The organism is Pseudomonas sp. PvP028 (genome assembly GCF_017832255.1).
Lineage (GTDB): Bacteria > Pseudomonadota > Gammaproteobacteria > Pseudomonadales > Pseudomonadaceae > Aquipseudomonas > Aquipseudomonas syringae.
On record NZ_JAFIBL010000001.1, the window covers coordinates 3,047,767 to 3,069,598 of the forward strand.

24 protein-coding genes and 1 riboswitch are annotated in these 21,832 nt (G+C 61.0%); of the genes, 19 read left to right on the forward strand and 5 right to left on the reverse strand.

Features of this window, described 5'->3' with window-relative positions:
- Nucleotides 1-12 precede the first annotated feature (12 nt).
- Both JOE34_RS13450 and JOE34_RS13455 read left to right on the forward strand, forming a co-directional pair.
- A complete protein-coding gene (locus tag JOE34_RS13450) occupies nt 13-741 on the forward strand; it encodes a C40 family peptidase (RefSeq protein WP_004416752.1) in 729 nt (242 codons plus the stop codon).
- Between the two features lie 89 nt (nt 742-830).
- A complete protein-coding gene (locus JOE34_RS13455; protein ID WP_003404277.1) occupies nt 831-1,376 on the forward strand; it encodes a C40 family peptidase in 546 nt (181 codons plus the stop codon).
- A 339-nt stretch (nt 1,377-1,715) separates the two neighbouring features.
- Here JOE34_RS13455 and JOE34_RS13460 read toward each other — a convergent pair whose 3' ends face one another.
- Nucleotides 1,716-3,044 carry a sorbosone dehydrogenase family protein gene (locus tag JOE34_RS13460; RefSeq protein WP_004411233.1) on the reverse strand — a complete coding sequence of 443 codons (1,329 nt, stop codon included), beginning with the start codon at nt 3,042-3,044 and terminating at the stop codon, nt 1,716-1,718.
- A 119-nt stretch (nt 3,045-3,163) separates the two neighbouring features.
- Nucleotides 3,164-3,378, forward strand: a riboswitch (cobalamin riboswitch).
- A gap of 90 nt (nt 3,379-3,468) precedes the next feature.
- Between JOE34_RS13460 and cobO the strand changes: the two genes are divergently transcribed.
- From cobO to JOE34_RS13520, 13 genes are all read left to right on the forward strand, one after another.
- Nucleotides 3,469-4,080: a cob(I)yrinic acid a,c-diamide adenosyltransferase gene (gene cobO / locus JOE34_RS13465; protein ID WP_003393737.1), complete on the forward strand. Its 612-nt coding sequence runs from the start codon at nt 3,469-3,471 to the stop codon at nt 4,078-4,080.
- Nucleotides 4,081-4,105: 25 nt separating this feature from the next.
- On the forward strand, nt 4,106-5,401 hold the full coding sequence (locus JOE34_RS13470; RefSeq protein WP_003393738.1) for a cobyrinate a,c-diamide synthase: 1,296 nt from the start codon (nt 4,106-4,108) through the stop codon (nt 5,399-5,401).
- The gene (gene bluB, locus JOE34_RS13475; RefSeq protein WP_209995958.1) at nt 5,398-6,048 is read left to right on the forward strand and encodes a 5,6-dimethylbenzimidazole synthase; all 651 of its coding nucleotides are present in this window, start codon (nt 5,398-5,400) and stop codon (nt 6,046-6,048) included. Before JOE34_RS13470 ends, bluB begins: the two co-directional genes overlap by 4 nt.
- Nucleotides 6,045-6,953, forward strand: a complete 909-nt coding sequence (gene cbiB / locus JOE34_RS13480; protein ID WP_096115738.1) for an adenosylcobinamide-phosphate synthase CbiB — start codon at nt 6,045-6,047, stop codon at nt 6,951-6,953. Before bluB ends, cbiB begins: the two co-directional genes overlap by 4 nt.
- Nucleotides 6,946-7,950, forward strand: a complete 1,005-nt coding sequence (cobD, locus tag JOE34_RS13485; RefSeq protein ID WP_003314621.1) for a threonine-phosphate decarboxylase CobD — start codon at nt 6,946-6,948, stop codon at nt 7,948-7,950. Before cbiB ends, cobD begins: the two co-directional genes overlap by 8 nt.
- Nucleotides 7,947-9,407, forward strand: a complete 1,461-nt coding sequence (locus tag JOE34_RS13490; RefSeq protein ID WP_003393744.1) for a cobyric acid synthase — start codon at nt 7,947-7,949, stop codon at nt 9,405-9,407. Before cobD ends, JOE34_RS13490 begins: the two co-directional genes overlap by 4 nt.
- Nucleotides 9,408-9,929 carry a bifunctional adenosylcobinamide kinase/adenosylcobinamide-phosphate guanylyltransferase gene (cobU, locus tag JOE34_RS13495; protein ID WP_003344890.1) on the forward strand — a complete coding sequence of 174 codons (522 nt, stop codon included), beginning with the start codon at nt 9,408-9,410 and terminating at the stop codon, nt 9,927-9,929.
- Entirely contained in the window at nt 9,926-10,978 is a 1,053-nt protein-coding gene (gene cobT, locus JOE34_RS13500; RefSeq protein WP_032661167.1) for a nicotinate-nucleotide--dimethylbenzimidazole phosphoribosyltransferase, read from the forward strand. Before cobU ends, cobT begins: the two co-directional genes overlap by 4 nt.
- Nucleotides 10,975-11,547 (forward strand): alpha-ribazole phosphatase family protein, encoded by a 573-nt coding sequence (cobC, locus tag JOE34_RS13505; RefSeq protein WP_016568706.1) that lies wholly within the window; start codon nt 10,975-10,977, stop codon nt 11,545-11,547. The genes cobT and cobC overlap by 4 nt, the downstream gene beginning before the upstream one ends.
- A gap of 1 nt (nt 11,548) precedes the next feature.
- On the forward strand, nt 11,549-12,280 hold the full coding sequence (locus tag JOE34_RS13510; protein WP_024664249.1) for an adenosylcobinamide-GDP ribazoletransferase: 732 nt from the start codon (nt 11,549-11,551) through the stop codon (nt 12,278-12,280).
- A 107-nt stretch (nt 12,281-12,387) separates the two neighbouring features.
- Nucleotides 12,388-13,587, forward strand: a complete 1,200-nt coding sequence (locus tag JOE34_RS13515; protein ID WP_162488815.1) for an MFS transporter — start codon at nt 12,388-12,390, stop codon at nt 13,585-13,587.
- Nucleotides 13,584-13,706, forward strand: coding sequence for a hypothetical protein (locus JOE34_RS26060; protein WP_280922941.1), 123 nt, complete (start codon nt 13,584-13,586; stop codon nt 13,704-13,706). Before JOE34_RS13515 ends, JOE34_RS26060 begins: the two co-directional genes overlap by 4 nt.
- Before the next feature lie 61 nt (nt 13,707-13,767).
- A complete protein-coding gene (locus JOE34_RS13520) occupies nt 13,768-14,319 on the forward strand; it encodes a glutathione peroxidase (protein WP_003314628.1) in 552 nt (183 codons plus the stop codon).
- A 258-nt stretch (nt 14,320-14,577) separates the two neighbouring features.
- On the opposite strand, the gene JOE34_RS13525 is transcribed toward JOE34_RS13520, so the two are convergent.
- The 3 genes from JOE34_RS13525 to JOE34_RS13535 all read right to left on the reverse strand — a co-directional run bounded on the left by JOE34_RS13525 (nt 14,578) and on the right by JOE34_RS13535 (nt 17,106).
- Entirely contained in the window at nt 14,578-15,852 is a 1,275-nt protein-coding gene (locus JOE34_RS13525) for an outer membrane protein transport protein (RefSeq protein ID WP_024648754.1), read from the reverse strand.
- Nucleotides 15,853-16,100: 248 nt separating this feature from the next.
- Nucleotides 16,101-16,319, reverse strand: coding sequence for a hypothetical protein (locus JOE34_RS13530; protein ID WP_002554588.1), 219 nt, complete (start codon nt 16,317-16,319; stop codon nt 16,101-16,103).
- Between the two features lie 481 nt (nt 16,320-16,800).
- The gene (locus tag JOE34_RS13535; RefSeq protein ID WP_024960053.1) at nt 16,801-17,106 is read right to left on the reverse strand and encodes a hypothetical protein; all 306 of its coding nucleotides are present in this window, start codon (nt 17,104-17,106) and stop codon (nt 16,801-16,803) included.
- A gap of 753 nt (nt 17,107-17,859) precedes the next feature.
- On the opposite strand from JOE34_RS13535, the gene rmuC reads away from it, so the two are divergent.
- Nucleotides 17,860-19,224, forward strand: a complete 1,365-nt coding sequence (gene rmuC / locus JOE34_RS13540; RefSeq protein ID WP_161420716.1) for a DNA recombination protein RmuC — start codon at nt 17,860-17,862, stop codon at nt 19,222-19,224.
- A gap of 200 nt (nt 19,225-19,424) precedes the next feature.
- A complete protein-coding gene (locus JOE34_RS26135) occupies nt 19,425-19,547 on the forward strand; it encodes a PA1414 family protein (protein WP_003418154.1) in 123 nt (40 codons plus the stop codon).
- Nucleotides 19,548-19,633: 86 nt separating this feature from the next.
- On the opposite strand, the gene JOE34_RS13545 is transcribed toward JOE34_RS26135, so the two are convergent.
- Nucleotides 19,634-19,930 carry a hypothetical protein gene (locus JOE34_RS13545; RefSeq protein ID WP_003342779.1) on the reverse strand — a complete coding sequence of 99 codons (297 nt, stop codon included), beginning with the start codon at nt 19,928-19,930 and terminating at the stop codon, nt 19,634-19,636.
- A gap of 225 nt (nt 19,931-20,155) precedes the next feature.
- Here JOE34_RS13545 and JOE34_RS13550 point away from each other — a divergent pair, with 225 nt between their 5' ends.
- Complete coding sequence (locus JOE34_RS13550) at nt 20,156-20,755, forward strand: DTW domain-containing protein (protein ID WP_003393755.1); 600 nt, start codon at nt 20,156-20,158, stop codon at nt 20,753-20,755.
- A 102-nt stretch (nt 20,756-20,857) separates the two neighbouring features.
- The gene (locus JOE34_RS13555) at nt 20,858-21,817 is read left to right on the forward strand and encodes a DMT family transporter (protein WP_003314634.1); all 960 of its coding nucleotides are present in this window, start codon (nt 20,858-20,860) and stop codon (nt 21,815-21,817) included.
- Nucleotides 21,818-21,832: the final 15 nt, after the last annotated feature.

Consider the following 21,832-nt stretch of genomic DNA (forward strand, 5'->3'; position numbering starts at 1 on the left):
ACGGTTGTGCCCATGCAAGTTGTTCGCTTCGCACCCCTCGTGCCTCTCGCACTCGTTACATTTCTCTTCGGTTGCTCGGCCAATATGCCGGTCGCACAGCAGGAACAGGCCCAGCCAGTTCCACGCTATCAGAGCGCAATCAATGCCAACGCCCAGTCCGCAGCCCGTCGCGCAGACGCGGCAGTCCTGCAGGACGAGCTCGCTACCGAAGACGAACTGTCCCAGTTCGCTGATAACAAGTCTTACCAACTGCCGGCCTTGGCCGACAGCATCCTGGAGCGTGGCAAGTCGCTGATCGGCACACGCTACAAGTTCGGCGGCACGTCGACTTCTTCAGGTTTCGATTGCAGCGGCTTCATCGGTTATCTGTTTCGCGAAGAGGCCGGCATGAGCCTGCCACGTTCCACGCGTGAAATGATCAACGTCAACGCACCTCTGGTGGCGCGCAACAAGCTTCAGCCGGGCGATGTGCTGTTCTTCAGTACCCGCGGTCGCGGTCAGGTCAGCCACGCAGCGATCTACGCCGGTAATCGGCAGTTCATCCACTCCAGCAGTCGCCGCAGCGGCGGTGTGCGCATCGACAGCCTCGATGACGCCTACTGGAGCAAGACCTTCATCGAGGCCAAGCGGCCTCTGGCGATGGCCCCAGGTACTGTTGCAGTAAAATCGACACCTGAAGTAACGCAGACAACGGCGATGACTTCGACTACAGTCAAGACCGCGTCCAAGCGGCGTAAATAAATAGAACGCGCAGTACAAGACCTTCGGGTCTTTCTGCGTTTTTGAGCTTCTCGGCAGCGTAAGCCGCATCCGGATGGGTTGTTGTGGTTATGTCGATTGCGTTGCGGCTGTTAGTCATCTCTGTTGCTGCGTTGCTCGGTGCCTGCGCCAGTGCGCCGCCTCCGCCCAAAGCGCCCCGGATCGTTCAGCGTCCGGTGGTCACTGCACCTCCCCAGATTCTCTCTCCGGCTGCCGAAGACGTGCTGTTTCGTGCGTTGGGGCTGGTTGGCACGCCTTATCGCTGGGGCGGCAACACGCCTGACTCCGGTTTCGATTGCAGCGGTCTTATAGGTTATGTCTATCGTGATGCGGCGGGCATTTCCCTGCCGCGTTCCACGCGCGAGATGATCGTGATGGGCGCACCGAATATTCGTCGCGAGCAATTGCAGTCAGGTGATCTGGTGTTCTTCGCCACATCGGGCGGTTCTCAGGTGTCCCACGCCGGGATCTATGTCGGCGAAGGCCGCTTCGTGCATGCACCTGCCACCGGCGGCACGGTCAAGCTCGACAGCCTCGACAAGCCTTACTGGCAGAGAGCCTACCTCAACGCCAAGCGCGTAATTCAGCCCGCCAGCCTGGCGCAGAATCGGCCTTAAGCGCTTCGCGCTGATTGCTCTGCGCGCGCTCAAGAGCGTCCAGAACTGCATGCCCACGCCCACGCGGAGCGCTCAACGTTACACCTAAGTCTGCTTTTGATTCTGGCCGTAGGCCGTAGGAGCGAACTTGTTCGCGAAGGGCCTGTATGATCGCCGAAAATGCATCTTCTGAAACACCGCCTTCGCGAACAAGTTCGCTCCTACGCCCTTCGGACAGAACCCTGAAAGGCACGTATTCCGGGCTCTCCAGGACTTGTGTGTAACGCCGAGTGCTGGAGCGTAGGGAGCGATGATCTCAACTATCGTGCGACGCTCTGCGTCAAATCTCTACGCTCGGCGTTACTGAGCAGCCTTGGCGGATGTCACGCGCCAGATCTTGTTGCCGACATCGTCGGCCACCAGCAATCCGCCGCGCTGATCATTGACTACGCCAACCGGACGACCCATGGCTTTTTCATCCTTGTTGAGGAAACCGGTCAACACATCGACCGGTGTGCCGTTGGGTTTGCCGCCACTGAATGGAATGAACACCACCTTGTAGCCGCTGTGCGGTTTGCGGTTCCACGAGCCGTGCTGGCCAATGAACAGACCTTCGTTGAACGGTGCAGCCAGTGTCTTGCCGTCGGCGAACACCAGGCCCAGCGAGGCGGTGTGTGGACCGACTGCGTAATCCGGGGCAATCGCCTTGGCGACCAGTGCCGGGTTCTGCGGCTTGACGCGCTCGTCGACGTGTTGGCCGTAGTAGCTGTAAGGCCAGCCGTAGAATGCGCCGTCCTGCACCGAGGTCACGTAGTCAGGCACCAGATCGCTGCCGATCTCGTCGCGCTCGTTGACCGCCGTCCACAGTTTGCCGGTCTTCGGTTCCCAATCCATGCCGTTGGGGTTGCGCAGGCCGGAAGCGAAGATCCGGTGGTTACCGGTAGCCGCGTCCACTTCCCAGATCGCCGCACGGCCTTCTTCCTTGTCCATGCCGTTCTCGGCCACGTTGCTGTTGGAGCCCACGGTCACGTACAGCTTGCTGCCATCCTTGCTGGCGATGACGTTCTTGGTCCAGTGGTGATTGAGCGTACCGCCCGGCAGGTCGACGACCTTGGTCGCTTGCGCGCTGATCGAGGTCTGCCCGGATTCATACGGGAAGCTGATCAGGCGGTCGGTGTCGGCGACATACAGCTTGTTGCCCACCAGGGTCATGCCGAACGGCGAATTGAGGTTTTGCAGGAAAACCGTGCGGGTCTCTGCCACACCGTCCTTGTCCACGTCGCGCAGCAAGGTAATGCGGTTGGCGCTGGGCACACCGGCACCGGCGCGGCCCATGACTTTTTCCATCACCCAGCCGCGAATGCCTTTGGAGTCATCCGGTTTGGCGGGCGAATTGGTTTCTGCCACCAGCACGTCACCGTTGGGCAATACATACAGCCAGCGCGGGTGATCGAGGTTCTCGGCGAACGCAGCCACTTGTGTGCCCGGCGCGGCGACCGGCTTGGCGCCTTTTTCCCAGCCTACGGCGGGTGCGATGTTGACGGTCGGAATCAGCGTCTTGTTGGGCTCCGGCAGCTTGGGCGAGGGGCCTGTTCCATCCGAGACTTGCAGGCTCGACGACTCGCCGCAGGCAGCGAGGCCGCCGGCGACCAGCAGCAACACTGCGTAGTGGGGTCTGAGTTTGAACATGATCGATCTCCATTAACAAAGGCGTGGTCCAGTAACTGATAGAGGCGCCGCCAACCCGCTAGGTTCAATAACGTTCCGCGGCGACGGTGTTGATTGACGCTCCCGGTCCAACCCTCTACCCTTCGCGGTTTGTTTCAGGTGCTCTGCAATCCTCGATTGGCAGAGTGAAACAGGGAAGCCGGTGTGGGTCGACAGATCCGATCCCGGCGCTGCCCCCGCAACGGTAAATGAGTCAAGGCTGTGCCTGACGCCACTGTGTTTCGACATGGGAAGGCGCGCAGCCGGGGTGACCCGCTCATGAGCCCGGAGACCGGCCTGAATCATTCAATGACATCACGGAGGGTGGTGTTCTGTGCAGGGCGTTGCCGTGCTGTCCAGTGCTGTCCTTCCGTCTGTTGTCGCCTGCCCCGAGCGGAGAACCCAGATGAACGAATCCCCCGAACGCGACGAACGCCATCTGGCGCGCATGCAGCGCAAGAAAGCCTTCATGGACCAGCGTATTGCCAGCTCGCCCAACGAGTGCGGCCTGCTGCTGGTATTGACCGGCAATGGCAAGGGCAAGAGCAGTTCGGCATTCGGCATGCTCGCCCGGGCCATGGGCCACGACATGCAGTGTGGTGTGGTGCAGTTCATCAAGGGCCGCAACAGCACCGGCGAAGAAATGTTTTTCCGCCGTTTCCCCGAGCAGGTGCGCTATCACGTGATGGGCGAGGGCTTCACCTGGGAAACCCAGGATCGCCAGCGTGACATCGCCGCCGCTGAAGCCGCCTGGGCTGTGTCTCAGGAAATGCTTCGCGATCCGGCCATTGGGCTGGTAGTGCTCGACGAACTGAACATCGCCCTCAAACATGGCTACCTCGACCTCGAACAGGTGCTGAGCGACCTGCAGGCACGTCCGCCGATGCAGCATGTGTTGGTGACTGGCCGCGGTGCCAAAGCCGAATTGATCGACCTGGCCGATACCGTTTCCGAGATCGGCGTGGTCAAGCACGCGTTCCAGGCCGGTATTCGCGCGCAGAAAGGTATCGAGCTGTGACCCCTTCATCATTGAGCGCATTGCAATGAGAGCCCCGCGTGATTGCCCGGCGGTATTGATCGCTGCGCCTGCCTCCGGGCAAGGCAAAACCACGGTGACCGCTGCACTGGCACGCCTGCACCGCAATCAGGGGCGCAAGGTCCGGGTGTTCAAGTGCGGCCCGGATTTTCTCGACCCGATGATTCTCGAGCGGGCCAGTGGCGCGCCGGTCTATCAATTGGACATGTGGATGGTCGGTGCGGATGAAAGCCGTCGCTTGTTGTGGGAAGCGGCTGATGAGGCGGACCTGATTCTGATCGAGGGGGTCATGGGCCTGTTCGATGGCACGCCGTCGAGCGCCGACCTGGCCCGGCATTTTGGCGTGCCGGTACTCGGTGTGATCGACGGCACGGCCATGGCGCAGACGTTTGGCGCACTGGCGCTGGGCCTGGCGCGCTATCAGCCTGATCTGCCGTTCGCCGGTGTGCTGGCCAATCGCGTCGGCACGGTACGCCATGCGCAATTGCTGGAGAACAGCCTGACCGAAGGCCTGCGCTGGTACGGCGCACTGTCCCGGGAAGTCGGCTTCGAACTGCCCAGCCGCCATCTGGGGCTGGTCCAGGCCAGTGAGCTCAACGATCTGGACGTGCGTCTGGACATGGCGGCTGCGGCGCTTGCCAGCACCTGTGAAGTGGCCTTGCCGCCGGCCGTGACCTTCACTGCGCCCGACCCGGTTCAGGTCGAGCCGCTGCTGCGCGGCGTACGCATCGCCATCGCGCGCGACGAGGCCTTTGCCTTTCTGTATGGCGCGAGTCTGGACCTGCTGAGGAACATGGGTGCCGAGCTGAGTTTCTTCTCGCCGATCCATGATCGCGAGTTGCCCGACGCCGACAGCCTGTACCTGCCAGGTGGCTACCCGGAGCTGCACCACGTCGCGCTGGCCGCCAATGGCGCGATGCAGGCTTCGATCAGGGCTCACCATATTGCCGGCAAGCCGATTCTGGCCGAGTGCGGCGGCATGCTCTATTTGCTCGAAGCCTTGACCGATGTCGAGGGCGTGCGTGCCGAACTGGTCGGTTTGCTGTCCGGTGAAGCCGTCATGCAGAAGCGTCTGGCTGCGCTGGCCTTGCAAGCCGTCGAGTTACCCGAGGGCACGCTGCACGGTCACACTTATCATCATTCGCTGACCAGCACCGAGCTGCAGCCGATCGCGCGTGGCGTCAGCCCTAATGGCGGACGCGGCGCAGAAGCGGTTTATCGCCTGGGTCGCCTGACCGCGTCCTACGTGCATTTCTATTTTCCTTCCTGCCCTCGGGCGATAGCGGCGCTGTTCAAACCATGACCGAGCAAGCGTTCAGCCCCGAAGAGCGGGCTGCGGTGTACCGCGCCATCGCCGAACGTCGCGACATGCGCCACTTCATCGGCGGCACGGTCGCGCCCGAGCTGCTGGCACGCGTACTGGAGGCCGCGCATCAGGCTCCCAGCGTCGGGCTGATGCAGCCGTGGCGCTTCATCCGCATCAGCGACCCGTTATTGCGCGACCGGATGCAGGCGCAGGTAGAGGAAGAGCGTATTCGTACCGCCGAGGCGCTGGGTGAGCGAACCGACGAGTTCATGAAGCTCAAGGTCGAAGGCATCAACGACTGTGCAGAAGTGCTGGTCGCCGCGCTGATGGAAAAGCGAGAGCAGCACATTTTCGGCCGTCGCACCTTGCCGGAAATGGACATGGCCTCGCTGTCCTGCGCGATCCAGAACCTGTGGCTGGCCTCGCGTGCAGAAGGCCTGGGCATGGGCTGGGTGTCGCTGTTCGACCCCGAGGCGCTGGCCGAACTGCTGGGCATGCCTGACGGCGCCAAGCCGCTGGCGATCATTTGTCTGGGCCCGGTCAAGGAATTTTATCCTGCGCCAATGCTGGTGATGGAAGGCTGGGCGCAGGCGCGTCCGCTGCATGAGCTGCTGTACGAGAATCAATGGGGAGTGAGTCAATGAGTGTGGCGCTGTTGAGCGTCGCCGGGGTCGCGCTGGATGCGCTGCTCGGTGAGCCAAAACGATGGCATCCGCTGGTGGCGTTCGGCAACTTCGCCAGCCGGGTCGAGCAGCGCTTCAACAGTGGCGGCCGTGGCTGGCGCAGTCATGGCGTTACTGCCTGGGTCATCACCGTTGTACCGCTGACGCTGCTGGCCACGCTGCTGAGCTGGTTGCCTGGCGTGGGCTGGCTGTTCGATATTCTGGCGCTGTATTGCGCGCTGGGCATGCGCAGCCTGGGTGAGCACGTTCAGCCGGTGGCGCAAGCGCTGCGCAGTGATGATCTGGTCGAAGCACGTCAGCGGGTCGGTTATCTGGTCAGTCGCCAGACCACTGAGCTGGACGCTACCGAAGTCGCCCGCGCAGCTACCGAGTCGGTGCTGGAGAACGGCAGCGATGCGGTGTTCGCGGCGCTGTTCTGGTTCGTGGTGGCTGGCGCGCCCGGTGTGGTGCTGTACCGGCTGAGCAATACGCTGGACGCCATGTGGGGTTACCGCAATGAGCGCTTTGAGCGTTTTGGCTGGGCTGCGGCGAAGATCGATGATCTGCTCAACTATATTCCCGCACGTCTTGTGGCATTGACCTATTCCTTGCTGGGCAAGACCCGACTGGCGCTGCGTTGCTGGCGTACGCAGGCTCCGGCATGGGACAGTCCGAATGCCGGCCCGGTAATGGCCGCTGGCGCAGGCGCGCTGGGCGTCGAACTGGGGGGCGCGGCGATCTACCACGGCGAGCTGCATCAGCGTCCGCAACTGGGTGAGGGTACGCCTGCCGATGCGGACTCGATCGATCGCGGCTGGCAACTGGTGCAGCGCGGCGTCTGGTTATGGCTGCTGGTCATCTGCGTGGCAGCTGAATTTTATGCTTGAGCACGGCGGGCGGTTGCGCGCGGCCGCGCAGCATTACGGTATCCCTCTGGCCGACTGGCTGGACCTGTCCACCGGGATCGCGCCCTGGTCGTGGCCCATCCCGGAGATTCCGACGCGTGCCTGGGCGCGGTTGCCCGAGACTGACGATGGTCTGGAAGCGGCGGCCTGCACTTATTACGGCGTGTCCCGGTTATTGCCGGTGTCTGGTTCGCAGGCTGCGATTCAGGCGCTGCCACGGGTGCGCAGCGGAGGGAGGGTTGGCGTACTGTCGCCCTGCTACGCAGAGCACGCGCATGCCTGGCGCAAGAACGGCTTCGTGGTCCGTGAGGTGGGTGAGCAGGAGGTCGACTACTTCCTCGACAGCCTGGACGTGCTGGTGGTGGTCAACCCCAACAACCCGACCGGCCTGCACCTGAGCGCCGAGCGCCTGCTGGAGTGGCATGCGCGACTGGCCGAGCGCGGTGGCTGGCTGGTCGTCGATGAAGCGTTCATGGATAACACGCCGGGCATGAGCCTGGCGGCCGAGACGTGGCGCAGCGGACTGATTGTCCTGCGTTCGTTTGGCAAGTTTTTCGGCCTGGCCGGCGTCCGGCTTGGTTTTGTCATGGCCGAGCCGGTGCTGTTGAGGATGCTGGCGCAGGAAATCGGGCCTTGGTCGGTCAGTGGGCCAACCCGGATCATCGGTCAGGTGTGCCTTAGCGATCAGCAGGGGCAGACGCGCCAGCGTGAGCGCTGTGAGCAGGCCCGCGAGCGGCTGGTGGCGTTGCTCGACCGCTACCGTCTGAGCCCGCAAGGCGGCTGCGCGCTGTTCCAATGGCTGGTGACCCCTGAAGCGCAGACGCTCTATGAGTTTTGTGCGCAGCGTGGCGTGCTGCTGCGCCTGTTCAAGGGTGACAGCTCCGAGTCGTCCAGTCTGCGTTTCGGTCTGCCCTGCGACGAGGCCGACTGGCTGCGGCTGCACGATGTTCTGCTTGAATACCGCAAGGAATACCCATGAGCACGCTGATGGTACAAGGCACCACTTCCGATGCCGGCAAGAGCACCCTGGTGACGGCCCTGTGCCGCTGGCTGACTCGTCAGGGCGTCAAGGTTGTGCCGTTCAAGCCGCAGAACATGGCGCTCAATAGCGCGGTGACGGCAGACGGCGGCGAGATCGGTCGCGCACAGGCCGTGCAGGCCCAGGCGTGCTACCTCGAACCGCACACCGACATGAACCCGGTGCTGCTCAAGCCCAACAGTGACACCGGCGCGCAGGTGATCATTCACGGCCGCGCCGTGACCACCATGAACGCGGTGGCGTATCACGGCTACAAAGAGATCGCCATGCAGGCAGTGCTGGAATCGCATCGGCGCCTGGGTGAGAGCTATCCGGTGATTGTGGTCGAGGGTGCGGGTTCTCCGGCCGAGATCAACCTGCGCGCCAACGATATCGCCAACATGGGCTTTGCCGAGGCGGTCGACTGCCCGGTGCTGCTGATTGCCGACATCAATCGTGGCGGGGTGTTTGCCCATCTGGTCGGCACGCTCGAGCTGCTGTCGCCCAGCGAGCAGGCGCGGGTCAAGGGTTTCATCATCAACCGTTTTCGCGGCGACATCGCCTTGTTGCAGCCGGGCCTGGACTGGCTGGAAGCGCGCACCGGCAAGCCGGTGGTTGGCGTGCTGCCCTACGTGATGGATCTGCACCTGGAGGCCGAAGACGGCCTGGACCAGCGTCAGACCGACAAGGTCGAGCATGTGCTGAACGTGGTGGTCCCGGTGCTGCCTCGCATCAGTAATCACACCGATTTCGATCCGTTGCGCCTGCACCCTCAGGTCAATCTGCAATTCATCGGCCCCGGCCAGGCGATTCCTCCTGCGGACCTGATCATTCTGCCCGGTTCCAAGAGTGTGCGCAGCGATCTCAACTACCTGCGCAACAATGGCTGGGACACCGCCATCGAGCGGCATTTGCGTTATGGCGGCAAGCTGATGGGGATTTGCGGTGGCCTGCAAATGCTCGGTGAGCAGGTACACGATCCACTCGGGCTGGAAGGCGCAGCCGGGTCCAGCCCAGGGTTTGGCCTACTGGCAATGAGCACGGTGCTGGAAGCGGAAAAGCAACTGCGCAATGTGCGCGGTCGTCTGACCCTGGAAGACGCCGAGGTCAGCGGTTACGAAATTCATGCCGGGGTAACGACAGGGCCGGCGCTGGAGCAGGCTGCCGTGCAACTGGACGACGGGCGTTGCGATGGTGCGCAGAGTGCCGATGGCCAGGTGCTGGGGACTTACCTGCACGGCCTGTTCGAATCACCTGCTGCCTGTAGCGCGTTGCTGCGCTGGGCGGGGTTGACGAACGTGCAGTCCGTCGATTATCACGCCTTGCGCGAGCGCGACATCGAACGTCTGGCGGACCTGGTGGAAAAGCACCTGGACGGCCCATTGCTTCGCGAACTGTGTGGCCTGGAGGCGAACTGAATGCTGCAATTGATCCTCGGCGGCGCGCGCTCCGGCAAGAGTCGTCTGGCGGAAAAACTGGCCGCCGACAGCGCGCTGAGGGTGACGTACATCGCCACCAGTCAGCCTCTGGACGGCGAAATGAATCAGCGTGTTGCCAGTCATCGCGCACGCCGTCCCGAGCACTGGGGGTTGGTCGAAGAGCCGATCGAACTGGCGCGGGTACTGCGCGAAAACGCGGCGCCCGATTGCTGCCTGCTGGTCGATTGCCTGACCCTCTGGCTGACCAATCTACTGATGCTCGACAACCCCGAGCGCCTGCTTCAAGAACGTGAATCCCTGCTCGACAGCCTTGCTGGGCTGCCGGGTGAAATCATTTTTGTCAGCAACGAAACCGGGCTTGGTGTCGTGCCGCTCGGCGAACTGACCCGTCGCTATGTCGATGAAGCCGGCCTGTTGCATCAGGCGCTGGCCGAGCGTTGCCAGCGTGTCGTGTTGACCGTTGCCGGCTTGCCCCTGACGTTGAAAGGAACCGCGCTATGAGTAATTCCTGGTGGCTCAAGCCTGCACAGGCCATTGATGTGCCAATGCGCGAGGCGGCACTGGCCCGTCAGCAGCAACTGACCAAACCCGCCGGTTCACTGGCACAACTGGAGCGCCTGGCGGTACAGCTGGCCGGTCTGCAGGGACGTGAGCGTCCGGCCGTCGATCAACTGTGGATCGCGATTTTTGCCGCTGATCATGGCGTCGTCGCTGAAGGTGTGTCGGCGTACCCACAGGAAGTCACCGGTCAGATGCTGCACAACTTCGTCAACGGCGGCGCTGCGATCAGCGTGCTGGCGCGTCAGCTCTCCGCGCAACTGGACGTGGTCGATCTGGGCACCGTGTCGCCAATGGATCTGCCCGGGGTGCGCCATCTGCGCATTGGCGCGGGCACCGCCAATTTTGCCCAGGGGCCGGCCATGAGTGTCGAGCAGGGGCTCGCCGCCCTGCAGGCCGGGCGTGACAGCGTATTGCGCGCCAAAGCTGTCGGCACCGAACTGTTCATCGGTGGCGAGATGGGCATCGGCAACACCACAGCCGCCAGCGCAGTCGCCTGCTCACTGTTGGAGTGCGCCGCGCCATTGCTGGTCGGACCGGGCACCGGGCTGAACGCCGAGGGTATTCAGCACAAGACGCGTGTCATCGAGCGCGCACTGGCATTGCACGCCGAGCAGGCGGGTGACCCGTTGAGCAGCCTGTTCTGTCTGGGCGGCTTCGAAATCGCCGCACTGACTGGTGCGTACCTGGCCTGCGCGCAGGAAGGAATTGCGGTACTGGTCGACGGTTTCATTTGCAGCGTGGCCGCGCTGGTGGCGGTGCGCCTGAACCCTTCCTGCCGTAACTGGCTGCTGTTCGGTCATCGGGGCGCCGAACCGGGCCATCGGCATCTGCTGGAAACGTTGCAGGCCGAACCGTTACTGGACCTCGGTTTGCGTTTGGGCGAGGGCAGCGGTGCCGCACTGGCGGTGCCGCTGGTGCGCCTGGCGTGCGAGCTGCACAACGGCATGGCGACGTTTGCCGAAGCGGCTGTGGCGGATCGTCCCGCATGACCTTGCACCTGGACTTGTTGCGTCACGGCGAAACCGAACTGGGCGGCGGCCTGCGCGGCAGCATCGACGACGCTCTGACCGAGTCTGGCTGGCAGCAGATGCGTGCGGCAGTGGCGGGTGGCGGCCCCTGGACGCGGATTGTCAGCTCGCCGCTGCAACGTTGCGCCCGTTTCTCCGAGGAGCTGGCGCAGCGCTTGTCGTTGCCTCTGCACCTGGAGCCGGGTTTGCAGGAGCTGCATTTCGGTGACTGGGAAGGGCACAGCCCTGCGCAACTCATGGAGACCGATGCCGAGGGCCTGGGGCTGTTCTGGGCGGATCCCTACGCCTTCACACCTCCCAACGGTGAGCCGGTGCTGGATTTCTCGAACCGCGTATTGAGTGCCGTTGAGCGTCTGCATCAGGCTTATGCGGGTGAGCGCGTGTTGCTGGTCAGTCATGGTGGTGTCATGCGCCTGCTGGTGGCGCAGGCGCGTGGTTTGCCGCGTGAGCAACTGTTGCAGGTGGTGGTCGGACATGGCGCGCTGTTGTCGATTCAGGTCGCTGCTGATCGCGTACTCACGGAGATCTGAGATGCTGCCGTTCTGGATCGCTCTGCAATTTCTCGGCAGCCTGCCGATCAGGCTGCCCAGTATGCCGCGTCCCGAAGAGCTGGGGCGTTCTTTGCTGTTCTACCCGTTGGTGGGGGCGGTGTTCGGCACCCTGCTGCTGGGTTTCAACACGCTGCTCAGTGGTGCGCCGCTGATGCTGCACGCCGCGCTGGTACTCACTGCCTGGGTATTGCTCAGCGGCGGCCTGCATCTGGATGGTCTGGCCGACAGTGCTGACGCCTGGCTGGGCGGCTTCGGTGACCGTGAACGCACCTTGAAGATCATGAAAGATCCACGCAGCGGGCCTATCGCCGTGGTCACGCTGGTCTTGGTGCTGCTGCTCAAGTTTGCCGCGATTCTGGCGCTGATCGAGAGCCATGCCAGTGTCTGGCTGCTGTTGGCACCGGTAATCGGGCGCGCTGCCATGCTTGGGCTGTTTTTGGGGACGCCGTATGTGCGTTCCGGAGGGTTGGGGCAGGCGCTGGCCGATCATCTGCCGCGTGGCCCTGGACGCAAGGTTTTGCTCGCCACTGCCATTGCGTGCGTGCTGCTCGCCGGCTGGTCAGGGGGAATGGTATTGCTGGTCTGCGCCGCCTGCTTCTTCTGGTTGCGGCAGCTGATGATGCGCCGTCTGGGCGGATGCACCGGTGATACAGCCGGGGCATTGCTTGAGCTGCTGGAGTTGGCGGTGCTGCTGACGCTGGCGCTGCTTTGAGACCCTGCGCATCGCTTTGTTGACAGCTTTTACCGGCAGCGCGTAGCTTCGCGAATCGCGGGTAAAACCATGTAACACAAAGCGCAGGGAGCTTAACCATGACATCGATCTGGCGTACCAGTGGCTGGGTTCTGCTGGGGAGTGCGCTGATTCTTGCGCTTTCGTTGGGCACGCGGCACGGCTTCGGTCTGTTTCTGGCACCCATGAGCGCCGAGTTTGGCTGGGGACGTGAAGTCTTTGCCTTTGCCATTGCCCTGCAGAATCTGATGTGGGGCCTGGCACAGCCCTTCGCCGGGGCGCTGGCCGATCGATTTGGTGCGGCGAAAGTCGTCTTCGTCGGCGGTGTGCTGTATGCCGCAGGTCTGTTGTGCATGAGTACCGCCGATTCTTCCCTCAGCCTTTCATTGAGCGCCGGTCTGCTGATCGGTATCGGTCTGTCCGGCACATCGTTTTCGGTCATTCTGGGTGTCGTGGGGCGTGCGCTGCCTGCGGAAAAACGCAGTATGGGCATGGGGATCGCCAGCGCGGCCGGCTCATTCGGTCAGTTCGCCATGCTGCCCGGTACATTGGGTTTGATCAACTGGCTGGGCTGGTCCGGTGCCTTGCTGGTGCTGGGCGTGATGGTGGCGTTGATCCTGCCTTTGGTGGGTATGCTCAAGGATACGCCGAGCGTATCCACCGGCGTCGAATTGACCCTGGGCGAGGCGCTGCGTGAGGCGTGCTCGCATTCGGGGTTCTGGCTGTTGGCGCTGGGGTTCTTTGTCTGCGGCTTTCAAGTGGTGTTCATTGGCGTGCATTTGCCGGCCTATCTGGTGGATCAGCACTTGCCCGCCAAGGTCGGCACTACAGTGCTGGCCCTGATCGGCCTGTTCAATATCTTCGGCACCTACACAGCAGGCTGGCTGGGCGGGCGCATGTCCAAGCCCCGACTGCTGACCGTGCTTTACCTGTTGCGTGCGGTGGTGATCGTGATGTTTCTCTGGATACCCTTGAGCCAGACCACAGCGTATCTGTTCGGCGTGGCGATGGGCTTGCTGTGGTTGTCGACCGTGCCGCTGACCAACGGTACGGTCGCGACACTGTTCGGTGTGCGCAACCTGTCAATGCTGGGCGGCATTGTCTTCCTGTTTCACCAGCTAGGCGCCTTCCTCGGTGGCTGGCTGGGCGGGCTGGTGTATGACCGCACCGGTAGCTACGACCTGATCTGGCAAGTCTCGATACTGCTGAGTCTACTCGCCGCGGCGCTCAACTGGCCGGTGCGCGAGCGGCCGGTGGCACGATTGCAGGCGCAGGGCGGTCTGGCATGAGTCGGCGCTGGCCTCTGCTGGCGGCGCTGCTGGTGGGCGCCGTGGTGCTGGGATTGCTCTGGAGGGCCTGGCAGCATGTCGGGCTGGGCGCATTGCAATTGGGAATGGGCGCTTGCTAGGCAGACGCTCCTGCATGGGGTAGCGTGTCGGCAGACCAAAACAATATTCAGGGCCGCCATGATGAACATTCGCTTTTTTTCGATCCCTCTTTTGCTGCTGGCCATGAGCGGTGCTGCAATGGCCGCCGACTGCCCGCCGTTGCTGCAAGGCGAGTTGCCCAAGCTGCGCGCCAAGGAAAACATCGACCTGTGCAAGCGCTTTGCCGGCAAGCCGCTGGTGGTGGTCAATACTGCCAGCTTCTGCGGCTTCGCCCCGCAGTTCAAAGGCCTTGAAGCGCTGAGTCAGCGCTACAAGGGGCAGGGGCTCGAAGTATTGGGCGTGCCGTCCAATGACTTCAAACAGGAAGCCAAGGATGGTGAGGAGACTGCCAAGGTCTGCTACGTCAATTATGGCGTGACCTTCACCATGACCGAGCCGCAGGCCGTGCGCGGTGATGATGCGACCCATTTGTTCAAGGTGCTGGCCGAGCAAAGCAGTGCGCCGCGCTGGAACTTTTATAAGTACGTGGTCGATCGCCAGGGCAAGGTCATCGCCAACTTCTCCAGCATGACCAAGCCGGATGATCCTGAGCTGATCGCAGCCATTGAGAAGGCGATTGCGTCTAAGCCTTAGGGGGCAAAAAAGGGCGGCTTGAGTCTTGTCTGAATCGACCTGGCATCGCAGAACCCTTGTGTGATGCGAGGCGCCACATAGGGGACGCAGAGCGTCCAGAACTGCATGCCGACGCTGAGCGTCGGCACGATAGTCAGTCAATGACGCGGAGTATCTGTACGCTATTCAATCAATTCAGGTCTGAGCGCACCAGGCATGCACTAAAAAGCCCGCAACCATCACTGGTTGCGGGCTTTTTTTCAGCCTGGCAGTTGCTTATCAGAAGCGATAGGTAACCGAAGTACCCAGGCCGTGAGCGGTGTTGCGGTAGTCGGCGCTGTACGAACCTTTGGACGGGCTGCTGTCGCGGATCTTGGTTTCGTCTTCACGCAGGTACGAGTACGCCACGTCGATGGTCAGGTCGTCGGTCGGGCTCCAGCCGGCACCGAAGCTGATGATCTTGCGATCGCCCGTCGGGATGCGTGGGGAGCGGTTGACGTTGTTGGTCGGCGACTGATCAACGGAGAAACCGGTACGCAGCGTCCACTCTTTATTGACCTTGTACGAAGCACCGATGGCGTGCGCCCAGGTGTCGTGCCAGTTCTGCTCTTCAGTGATGGTGCCGATCGGACCGGCAGAACCGCCTAGCAGGGCAGGGACGCCATCGTTGTTGACGGTGATGTCTTGCAGGCGGCTCCAGCGAGTCCAGGTACTGCCGGCATAGACCGTCCAGTTCTCGTCGATCTGCTGGGTGATGGAGAAGTCCACGGACTCAGGCGTGGAGATATCCAGCGAAGCGTCATACTTCTGGCCGGAGAACCCGGCAAAGCCCGAACCTTCGATCTTGGTCTTGCCCTTGAGCTTGTAATCGACCTTGGAGTGGTAAGTCAGGCCCAGGCGAGTGGTGTCGGTAGCCTGCACCAGGATACCGGCATTGAAGCCGATTGCGGTGTCATCGCCTTCGATCTTTACCTTGCCGTCGTTGAGGCCCGGGCTTCTTCCATTCAATGTAGCGGACGTCAGCTCACCGTCGATGCGGTTGATCGTCGGGCCGAAACCGATGGACACCTTGTCATTGAATGCATAGCTGACAGTCGGCTGGAAGGTCACGACCTGGACGTGACTCTTGTCGCCCCAGTAGCGGCCAGCGAAGCCTTTTTCGTAATCGGTGACCAGGCCGAACGGTACGTACACGCCCAGACCAAATGCCCAGTGATCATCGATTGGTTTGACGTAGTAGCCCATGGGTACGCCGACCACCGGAACCATGTCGCCGTCGTTGCTGCCGCCAAATGTGCCACGGCCATTGTCGATATCGGTCTTGGCGATCACTGCCGCTGCACCCACGCTGATTTGTTCGCGTTTGATGCGGGACATACCGGCAGGGTTGCCGAATACGGTGCTTGCGTCATCGGCTGACGAGGAGCGACCTGCAAAGCCGGTGCCCATGCCGCTGATGCTTTGTTCGTTTAGGGCAAAGCCGGCAGCGAGCAGTTGAGAAGAGGCCAGACCCAGTGCGAGTCCAAGCGTTGTCCGGTTCAGTGCTTTTGTCATTATTTTCATTATTAGAACTCCTTGTTATTCACCGGTCGAAAATTACCAACATTTTCGACGGCGCGCTATAGGCTGAGGAGCCCGATTTAGAGCTATTCTTGTAGGACAATCCTGCCGAAGGAGTAGGAACTTCGAATTAGCGCAGTTCCAGAGCCTTATCGTCGCATAATGACACTGTTATAAAGCGCGCATAAAAAAAGCCCCGCCTTTGCAGTGCGGGGCTTTTGGCTTGCGGTGCAACGTTTTCGTCAGGCGATGAGGGCCTGGCGGGTACGCTCGATCACGGCCTGCAGCGGTTCGGCGCTGGCGTACTGATCGGGGTACAGGCGTTCGCTGTGGCGGGCGATGCCGTGTTCATTGACGATGGTGAAACTGAAGCAGCCTTTGCGAGCGGCCATGATCAGGCAGTTCATTGGGGCAAAAGCGTTGGTCAATGTGTGAATTGCATGTTGAGTCTGAGTATTCATATTCAAGGTGTTTCCTGAAGCAACACGGAACAATACCGTGCAAAAATAAAGATTCCAGTAAACGCGGGCCGACATTTGATACAAAAGCCTGGCTGGGCGGAGAACCTGACTGGAACAAAGACAGGCAGTTGAAGCGCGCTTTATCGTATGGCGCTCTGGCTGACCGGTAGGTACTTAGGAGGGCAGGCAACACAACAGGAGCAAAGGTTCTACGCTCCGGGTGAAGATCCTGATCAATTGCAGGCTGGTTGAAGCAGACCATGAGGGCCATGACTGCACTGTCACCCCAAATGGTGCATCAGCGCGAAAGGTTCATGTCTGGAAACCATCGAGGTGGTCGATCCCTTGTTGCCAACATTCTCGTCGCATGGAGGAGTGTCTGTCGGGGGACTTGTCGACCGGAATTGATTTTCAGCTTGGTACTAACGGCGGCGATATTACCCGCCTCATCTGGACATTGCAAGTGGCAGTGTATAAAACTTCACCAGTGCCCGGCCAATCTATAGATCAGTACGGTGATTGACGCAACCATCGAGCAGCCCAGCACGTAGGCGGTGACAGTCAGCCGCAGCGACCTGCGGCTTTCGATGGCGCGCATGATGTCGCCTGTCGCGTTGATGCGCCCGCTGCTCAGGTCACCGCAGATGATCAGCATCAGGGCGATCGCTGACAGCAGCACGCTGTAGGCGAACACGCCGCCGTCCGGGGGTGGCAGCACGATACTGACTGCCAGGGCGACGAAGCAAACAGCCAACAGCAGCAGGAAGAACTGGGCGATCTCCTTCATGGATTCCTTCACTGAATCGTTGGTTCATTAGGATGGGGAGCATTTTTGGCAGTGCTTGGACCGCACTATGTGCAATTTGTCGCCTGTGTTGCTTTCATTGCCCTGAATAATGCGCAAAATGCCTCTTCATCAATGTCGAACCAGAAACCGAAAACCTGCTGAGAGCCTTGTATTCATTGAGAATGCGATGCGTTCGGGCACGCAATAAATGATGCATGAAATGACCAAAAACGGCCCTGATGAGGAGTTGTGCACATTAGCGCCACAAGCTGCGACATCACTGTCACAAGCGAAGCTAAGGGTTTGATTTATGATGGTGAATTATTAAGTCAATGAAAAACATCGTTTTTTTTTAGCTGGTGAAAAAATCGTCAGTTTGAGCGCAGGCCCCATGCTGCTTGCGTTTGCGGAAGTTAAAGGGCGGTTGTCCACTGAGTTATCCACAGCTTCTGTGGATTGTCCCGCGCAAATGTCCCCCTAATAGGGGCTGTGTGCCGTGCTGAAAGCGCGTACAATCCGTTCCCCCGATTTGCCCCCGCCTGTTGATCCCGTCTCACCCGAGATGATGTTTCTGCTGCACTATCACGCTCTACTCAATCTGCCGCTGGCCTTTATTATTCAGCCCGCATGGAGTCTTTAATGGCACTGGACCTGAACAGCCTGTTACTGGGGCTTGGCGCAGCAGCGTTGCCCTTGCTGGGCCTGCTTTGGCATCTGCAGCGCCGTCTGGCCGCTCGTCAGGCCGAGAGCGCGTTGCTCGATGAGCGTTTGAGCATGGCGCAAATGGCGCAGGAAGGTCTCAACGCCCAGCTGGATGCGTGCCGTGACGAGGTCAGCGACCTCAGTCAGGCCAATGCCGCCAAGCAGGCTGATCTGGCGGCTTTGCGCCGCGAGGTCGAGTTGTTGCGCCAGGAAAGCGATAACGCGCGCGAAACGGCACAGGACTGGAATCATGAGCGTGCCGCCAGAGAGGCAGAGTTGCGTCGCCTTGATGCGCAGTGTGCAGCGCTTAACGCTGAGCTGCGCGAACAGCAGGATGGCCATCAGCAGCGCCTGAACGATCTGCAGGGGTCCCGGGATGAGCTGCGCGCGCAGTTCGCTGAACTGGCGGGCAAGATTTTCGATGAGCGCGAGCAGCGCTTCGCCGAGACCAGCCAGCAGCAGCTGGGCCAATTGCTCACGCCGCTCAAGGAGCGTATCCAGTCGTTCGAAAAGCGTGTCGAGGAGAGTTACCAGAACGAAGCGCGCGAACGCTTTTCCTTGGCCAAGGAGCTGGAACGTCTGCAGCAGTTGAATCAGCGTTTGAGTGATGAGGCGACCAACCTGACACGCGCCTTGAAGGGGCAGAAGACCCAGGGCAACTGGGGCGAGCTGATCCTGGAGCGCGTGCTGGAGCATGCCGGGCTTGAAAAGGGCCGTGAGTACCAGACGCAAATCAGCCTCAAGGGGCCGGACGGCGAGCGCTTTCAGCCTGACGTGTTGATCATGTTGCCGGGCGACAAGCAGGTGGTGGTCGACGCCAAGGTCAGCCTGACGGCCTACCAGCAATATGTGTCTGCCGATGACGAGGTCATTGGTCAGGCTGCGCTGAAGCAGCACGTACTGTCGTTGCGTAACCATGTCAAAGGCTTGTCGGGCAAGGATTATAAGCGTCTCGAAGGACTTCATAGCCTGGATTTCGTTCTGCTCTTCGTGCCTATCGAGGCCGCTTTTTCTGCCGCCCTGCAGGCCGAGCCGAACCTCTTCCAGGAAGCCTTCGACCGCAACATCGTGATTGTCAGCCCCACGACCCTGCTGGCCACCTTGCGGGTGATTGACAGCCTCTGGAAGCAGGAGCGTCAGAGCCAGAACGCCCGTGAGATCGCCGAACGCGCAGGCTGGCTGTACGACAAGTTCGTATTGTTCATCCAGGATCTGGATGAGGTGGGCAACCGCCTGCAACAACTGGACAAGGCTTACTCGGCTGCGCGCAACAAGCTGACGGAAGGGCGTGGCAACCTGATCAGCCGCAGCGAGCAGCTCAAACTGCTTGGGGCGCGCGCCAGCAAGAGTCTGCCCGCCGATTTACTGGAGCGGGCGATGACCGACGGCGATGGCCTGATCAGTCCGCCTGACTGAGTCTGGTCGACTCGTCGGCGTAATGTTCAGTAACAGGCCGTCCGTCGCAAAGACTAGAAGCGATCCTGCACAAATGTCACATTGGCTCCATCGGGAAAATTGTTTCTCGTTGCACTCGGCTAACAGTTCATTTGCTTCTATGATCTCTAGTGAGTGATGAGTACGGATCGACTGCCGAGTATTTCCCTCAAGGGGGCTCTATGAATAGCAAACTGCAAGAATGGCTCCACGATGTAGGCGTTGCATTGGGTCTGATAGAACGCCCAAAACTGCAACCCATTCCGGTTCGTGCCGACGATGATCGTCGCCGCCAACGCCGGTAAGCCTCTCGCCTGACCCTGGCCACAGGGTAATGCGCATGTTGAATTTCGTCGGGGCGCACAGGGCGTCCCGATAAAAGGGCCGGCTTTCAATGCTGATGCCCGTGCTTTTCCTCTGACTTTCCCGGTTCCTTTTTCAGCTCATGCAAAATCAGCTTGACGATGCTGTCCAGCGCAAACTGATCTGGTCTGGCGGTTGCCTGTCTTCTGATGGCTTCAGGGAGGGTGAAATCGAAGGCTTCCTCCAGCGCGCTGAAAAAGCGCTCGATATCCTCGTCATCAAGGGCCAGATCGGCGAGCGTTGCGTCATCCTGAATGGCGCTCTTGTCCACTAGAATGATACCCAGGGCGTCGAATACCTTTTGCCTGATCTCTTCGCGATTCATGAAAGCCCCTGATGTGGATCTTGTCAGATACAGCAGGCGTACTTCATTTCTCCAGCCCAGACCCATGAGGCTAGCTCAAATCGCCGTTGCGGCTTCGGATTGCCCCGCCGTTGGGAGGCTGATTTGTTTAAAATGCCTGGCTGTTCGACAGGCGGTTTGCGGCAATGCTGATTCATCGCGCAGTGCAGCCTCTTTAACCTTGTGAGATTGACCGAGTACCCATCGATGTCCCGCGCCCGTTGTGAACGTTGTCTGCGTCCTGCTACGCATTGTCTGTGCGCCCTGATTCCACAGCTGGACAGTCGCACGCGAGTGTTGATCCTGCAGCATCCCGATGAAGTCAGCCATGCCTTGAACACCGCCCGACTGGCCGCGCTCGGTCTGCTCAATGCGCAGTTGTTGGTGGGTGAAGTGTTCGACGATCTGCAGCGGATTCTGAATCCGCCCGGTTATCAGCCTCGATTGCTGTTTCCGGGCGAGGCTGCGCAGACGCTGACGCCTTATGCGCAGGATTCACTGCCCATGCTGCTGGTCGTGCCGGATGGCACGTGGCGCAAGGCGCGCAAGCTGCTGCACCTCAACCCCTTGCTCGCCGAGCTGCCAAGGGTGACGCCGGGCGACGTGCCTGTTTCGCGTTATCGCTTGCGCAAGGCGCCGGGCCCGGAGGCCTTGTCGACGCTCGAGGCCATCGTGCATACCTTGCAGACGCTGGAAGCACCCACCTCGTTCGAGGCGTTGCTGAAGCCGTTCGATGCGTTGATCGAAGGTCAGATTCAGGCCATGGGCAGTGAGACCTACCAGCGCAATCACGGCGGCCAGGGATAAGGAACACAATTCGCGCCGTTAACTGCACCCAGCTGTAACTGTTGCTTTGCCGATCAGCGCCTAGAATGAATGTTCTGTTTTAACCCTCTTGCGGAAGTTGCAATGCATATCTCGTCTGGTCGCTGGGTCTATGGCCTTTGTCTGTCACTGTTGACCGCGCTGCTTTGGGGCATTTTGCCGATCAAGCTCAAGCAGGTGCTGCAGGTGATGGATCCTGTGACAGTGACCTGGTTCCGCCTGGCTGTGTCCGGTGCGCTGTTGTTCATCTGGCTGGCGTCGGTCAAGCGCCTGCCTAGCTTCAAAGTGCTGGGGCGCAAGGGCAGGGTGCTGGTCGGGCTGGCTGTGTTCGGTCTGGTCGGCAACTATGTGCTGTACCTCATTGGCTTGCGCCTGCTGAGCCCGGGCACCACGCAATTGCTGGTTCAGGTCGGTCCGATTTTTCTGCTGATCAGCAGCATCTTTCTGTTCAAGGAGCGTTTCAGTCTGGGGCAGGGTATCGGCCTGATGGTACTGCTGGTGGGCTTCGGATTCTTTTTCAATCAGCGTCTGGTGGAGCTTTTCACCTCGTTGGGTGACTACACCCTGGGCGTGCTGGTGGTGCTCCTGGCCTCGACCATATGGACGTTTTACGGGCTGAGTCAGAAGCAGCTCCTGACGGTGTGGAATTCGCTGCAGGTGATGATGGTGATCTACCTGTTTTGCGCGTTGTTGCTCACGCCGTGGGCGCACCCTGCCGAAGCATTGCTGTTGAGCCCGTTGCAAGGCTGGCTGCTGCTGGCCTGCTGTCTGAACACGCTGGTGGCCTATGGTGCCTTCGCCGAAGCGCTGGCGCACTGGGAGGCTTCGCGGGTCAGTGCGACGTTGGCGCTGACGCCCCTGGTCACGCTAACCGCCGTGGCGGTTGCCGCCTGGCTGTGGCCGGATTACGTGCTGGCTGAAGAGTTGAACATGCTGGGATACGGCGGTGCGCTGCTGGTGGTGGCCGGGTCGGCGCTGACTGCGCTTGGCCCTTCGCTGGTCGCCGGCCTCAGGGCACGCAAGGCGCGGCTTGCGCAGGCCTGACGTGCGGGTGGTGGG

Coding starts and splice junctions, on each gene's coding strand:
- JOE34_RS13550 (WP_003393755.1), top strand. CDS start 20,156: ATGTCCCGCGCCCGTTGTGAACGTTGTCTGCGTCCTGCTACGCATTGT.
- JOE34_RS13545 (WP_003342779.1), bottom strand. CDS start 19,930: ATGAATCGCGAAGAGATCAGGCAAAAGGTATTCGACGCCCTGGGTATC.
- JOE34_RS13525 (WP_024648754.1), bottom strand. CDS start 15,852: ATGACAAAAGCACTGAACCGGACAACGCTTGGACTCGCACTGGGTCTG.
- bluB (WP_209995958.1), top strand. CDS start 5,398: ATGACCGAGCAAGCGTTCAGCCCCGAAGAGCGGGCTGCGGTGTACCGC.
- JOE34_RS13460 (WP_004411233.1), bottom strand. CDS start 3,044: ATGTTCAAACTCAGACCCCACTACGCAGTGTTGCTGCTGGTCGCCGGC.
- JOE34_RS26060 (WP_280922941.1), top strand. CDS start 13,584: ATGAGTCGGCGCTGGCCTCTGCTGGCGGCGCTGCTGGTGGGCGCCGTG.
- JOE34_RS13535 (WP_024960053.1), bottom strand. CDS start 17,106: ATGAAGGAGATCGCCCAGTTCTTCCTGCTGCTGTTGGCTGTTTGCTTC.
- JOE34_RS26135 (WP_003418154.1), top strand. CDS start 19,425: ATGAATAGCAAACTGCAAGAATGGCTCCACGATGTAGGCGTTGCATTG.
- JOE34_RS13490 (WP_003393744.1), top strand. CDS start 7,947: ATGAGCACGCTGATGGTACAAGGCACCACTTCCGATGCCGGCAAGAGC.
- cbiB (WP_096115738.1), top strand. CDS start 6,045: ATGAGTGTGGCGCTGTTGAGCGTCGCCGGGGTCGCGCTGGATGCGCTG.
- JOE34_RS13510 (WP_024664249.1), top strand. CDS start 11,549: ATGCTGCCGTTCTGGATCGCTCTGCAATTTCTCGGCAGCCTGCCGATC.
- cobU (WP_003344890.1), top strand. CDS start 9,408: ATGCTGCAATTGATCCTCGGCGGCGCGCGCTCCGGCAAGAGTCGTCTG.
- JOE34_RS13470 (WP_003393738.1), top strand. CDS start 4,106: ATGAGAGCCCCGCGTGATTGCCCGGCGGTATTGATCGCTGCGCCTGCC.
- JOE34_RS13450 (WP_004416752.1), top strand. CDS start 13: ATGCAAGTTGTTCGCTTCGCACCCCTCGTGCCTCTCGCACTCGTTACA.
- cobO (WP_003393737.1), top strand. CDS start 3,469: ATGAACGAATCCCCCGAACGCGACGAACGCCATCTGGCGCGCATGCAG.
- JOE34_RS13455 (WP_003404277.1), top strand. CDS start 831: ATGTCGATTGCGTTGCGGCTGTTAGTCATCTCTGTTGCTGCGTTGCTC.
- JOE34_RS13520 (WP_003314628.1), top strand. CDS start 13,768: ATGAACATTCGCTTTTTTTCGATCCCTCTTTTGCTGCTGGCCATGAGC.
- cobT (WP_032661167.1), top strand. CDS start 9,926: ATGAGTAATTCCTGGTGGCTCAAGCCTGCACAGGCCATTGATGTGCCA.
- cobC (WP_016568706.1), top strand. CDS start 10,975: ATGACCTTGCACCTGGACTTGTTGCGTCACGGCGAAACCGAACTGGGC.
- JOE34_RS13530 (WP_002554588.1), bottom strand. CDS start 16,319: ATGAATACTCAGACTCAACATGCAATTCACACATTGACCAACGCTTTT.
- cobD (WP_003314621.1), top strand. CDS start 6,946: ATGCTTGAGCACGGCGGGCGGTTGCGCGCGGCCGCGCAGCATTACGGT.
- JOE34_RS13555 (WP_003314634.1), top strand. CDS start 20,858: ATGCATATCTCGTCTGGTCGCTGGGTCTATGGCCTTTGTCTGTCACTG.